This is a genomic window from Parahaemophilus parainfluenzae (assembly GCF_001053575.1).
GTDB lineage: Bacteria > Pseudomonadota > Gammaproteobacteria > Enterobacterales > Pasteurellaceae > Haemophilus_D > Haemophilus_D parainfluenzae_S.
On the sequence record NZ_JVSL01000005.1, the window covers coordinates 1 to 3,097 of the forward strand.

The window sequence follows — 3,097 nt, forward strand, 5'->3', positions numbered from 1 at the left end:
AAAGTTTAAAAAAATAAAATAATTATTTTATTTTTTTAAACTTTATATATTTTAGTATTATATATAATTTGCATGACATTTTGTCATCTTTTAAGTGTGACAAAATGTCATATCATAATTATGAGTTTTCAGAAGACGAATTATCCTTCTAGGCAATATTAGATGAGATAAACATGCTGAAGTGGATTGCCTAACTGTATAAATTACAGTTCACACTTGAATGTGGTTTTCTAAGAAAACGATTATAGATTTACTATAATTGCGTACGCCATTCGAACTCAAGAATTTATAAAATAAAACCGCCTTTTTGGCGGTTTTATTTTTTTCTATATTTGCATAGTTATATTCTTATCTTCGCATAAAGTGCGATTATGTTAAATGATTCTAGTCACTTAAATCGCTTGTTTATGCAAATTTGACCGACCTTATATCACCTCAAATTTAGTTAAAATTTCTAAGACCACTTTCAAGATTTGTAACAGTAATGAAATGATTTGTAGCACAAGTGTGATCATGTTAAACCTCCGATATAAATTAATGGCTATTGATTGTATCTACGGATCCAAGATAAGACTTTTAAAGAAGTTTAAAGCATTGACTAGCAGAAGAAGAGGTGAACGACTTCAGCACAATAAGCTACCGCGCCACAAGTGGCTTGCTGAATCGATAAAGGCATTGCCATCAAGTGACAATGCCTTTATCGATTTACCAAAATAAACGCTTTATACGCCGTTTTAGAGCCTTAATTGGATGTTTCTTTTCCCATTCCTTTGCCGCTTTCTGAAAAGCTGCTTGAGATTTCCCATTTACGGCAAATTTGGCGTGAGATTTTTCAAACGCACTTACAAGGTTTTCACGGTGTTTTTTAGTCCTATATTTTAAAAATAACCACAAAGAAAAAAGACCGATCAAAACGATCAATATGTCATTCATTTTTATCTTTTCCTCTCTTAAACATTAGGCATAGGATCGCCATTATAAGGTCATAAAATTTCATAAGATTTTATTAAAACTGACCCAAGATCTTTATCTTAAAAAACGCTAACAATTTAATGATGTCACACACCTAACGCAAAATTGCATTTTGCCTTTTTTTCTTTAGTAATCAATGCTTAAGGTATATGGTGATTAAATTTTGAATAGGGGATTGGAGATGCTATATAGCATCTCTACAGATTCTATACAGCACACCTTTGATTTTATTAAGGAAATCACCTTCCTGTGCTATATCGCATCTTTTTAGATGCGATATAGCATACAAAAACATGCTATTTAGCATACAAAAACATGCTATTTAGCATACAAAAAGATTCTCTAGAGAATCTCTACAGACTCTCCAGAGAATCTTTTTACCCATAAATTGCTTAAATCAAGAGGCAGGATAGATATTAAATAGTGACAGTGTTTCAAAATAAACACATAAAATTTAAATAAAAGAAGCCATAAAGCTCCGATGTGGTATTAAAAAATACGGAGCCCTTTGGGCGACTTCTTTTACTGAAAAGTATTGCTAACTTTTTTATATTAGCTTGGCTTTTCTTCCTTAAAAATTACAAAAAAATATTTATTATTTATTAGCGCTCGTGGGGCTTGTTGGTTGTAGGTTTTTAGTGTGGATAATGCTCGTGTGGTAACTTGTGTGCAACTCGTAGAGTTGTGCAAGGCGAAGCCGTCAAGTTATCCATCAACATTATCCATACGGTGCCGTAGGCAAAAAACCGTTAAACAATCCACAAATCCACAGCGCCCAAAAGAGCGCGTTTCTTTGTAACGTTCTTAGTTATCGGTAAGTGAATGGCTTACCAGTAAAAAAGCGTGTTTTCGTTGGAATTATGTGACCCTAAACATTCATTCCGCTGTAACCTTAACTTCTCGTTTATCAGGTACCCGTTGTCGTACGGTGAGACGGTGGCAGAGCTTACGTTTCGCTGTAAGTGCGTTGTTTTTACACCACAATTTGCCTGTTTATGCTTTCCAGCAGTCCGAGCTTTTGACCCTTGAAGTTATGGCTTGCGTTTCTTGTTTACGTCGTTGAAATGATTTTTTGGTAGTAGGGACGCTTTGCAAATTACTTGCTTTACTAGCTACCCTTTGTTAAGATTTGACTTGTCTAGGGTCTAATCGTTAGCAAAGAACGCAACGAACAGATTACAAGAAAAAGGGCATAGATGTCAAAATCTATGCCCTTTTTCTTTAAAAGTTTTTCTTTTTAGTTCCAAATGAGCTTAAATAATCACCTTTTTCAACCCATAATTCATCTGGACTGTTTTCCTTATAATAAAATGTCGTAACAGATAAGTATTGACCCATATTTTTTAAAATTAAAGTAGTATTTGGGGATAATCTTAGAAGTATTACAAGTTTTTTCTTTTCTGCTTCATATATTACGCCAGCCTGATTAAGTTTTTTATGTAAGAGAGCTGGCACCAATCTTTTATCATATTCATTTTTGTGATTCATGCTTTTCTTTACCCATAAGTTATGCCTAATACTTATGTGTCTTTCTCCAAAAAATTGATTACCTACACTTAGCTTTATGGGCATGTCGTGAGATATTCCACTTATCGTATTGCCTGGTATTATTGCAAAATCTTCACTTCCATCGATCAGCCAGAAACTATCAGGATTTTCTTCATCTCCTTTTATTGTAAATTTATCCATTTTTTACTTTCCATTTAATAAGTTAACTAATTTTTCTAGATCATAGATATTTCGCCCTTTGTATTTTTTATCACTTCTTAATGTTGAAGATTTATCAATAACCCCTAATCTAGTTAATTTTTTTATTTCGCGTTGAATACTTCTTTTTGATACTCCAATTCTATTAGCTAAAGTTTCTTGAGATGGGTATGGAGATCTATCTGAATACCACCAATAGGACAGTAAATTGATAATAATGTTTAAACCTAAAGGTGATATATCTAGTTCTGATTGTTTTTTTAGTAGCCCTATGGGGATTGCTACCCATCCGTCATCTAAGTTATGTTCACCCCATTTTTTTTCTAGAGATTCTTTCATTAAGATACCATAATAAATAAATTTTATTATAACACAAAGTTTAAAAAAATAAAATAATTATTTTATTTTTTTAAACTTT

4 protein-coding genes are annotated in these 3,097 nt (G+C 32.5%); 1 reads left to right on the top strand and 3 read right to left on the bottom strand.

Going from position 1 to position 3,097, the window contains the following annotated elements:
- Positions 1-705: 705 nt before the first annotated feature.
- Positions 706-933, bottom strand: a complete 228-nt coding sequence (locus AC979_RS00220; protein ID WP_000997893.1) for a hypothetical protein — start codon at positions 931-933, stop codon at positions 706-708.
- A gap of 901 nt (positions 934-1,834) precedes the next feature.
- Between AC979_RS00220 and AC979_RS10355 the strand changes: the two genes are divergently transcribed.
- Positions 1,835-2,035 (top strand): hypothetical protein, encoded by a 201-nt coding sequence (locus tag AC979_RS10355; protein WP_152670478.1) that lies wholly within the window; start codon positions 1,835-1,837, stop codon positions 2,033-2,035.
- Between the two features lie 158 nt (positions 2,036-2,193).
- On the opposite strand, the gene AC979_RS00225 is transcribed toward AC979_RS10355, so the two are convergent.
- Positions 2,194-2,661 carry a hypothetical protein gene (locus AC979_RS00225; RefSeq protein ID WP_000357354.1) on the bottom strand — a complete coding sequence of 156 codons (468 nt, stop codon included), beginning with the start codon at positions 2,659-2,661 and terminating at the stop codon, positions 2,194-2,196.
- A gap of 3 nt (positions 2,662-2,664) precedes the next feature.
- Positions 2,665-3,018 carry a helix-turn-helix domain-containing protein gene (locus AC979_RS00230; RefSeq protein ID WP_000665063.1) on the bottom strand — a complete coding sequence of 118 codons (354 nt, stop codon included), beginning with the start codon at positions 3,016-3,018 and terminating at the stop codon, positions 2,665-2,667.
- Positions 3,019-3,097 lie beyond the last annotated feature (79 nt).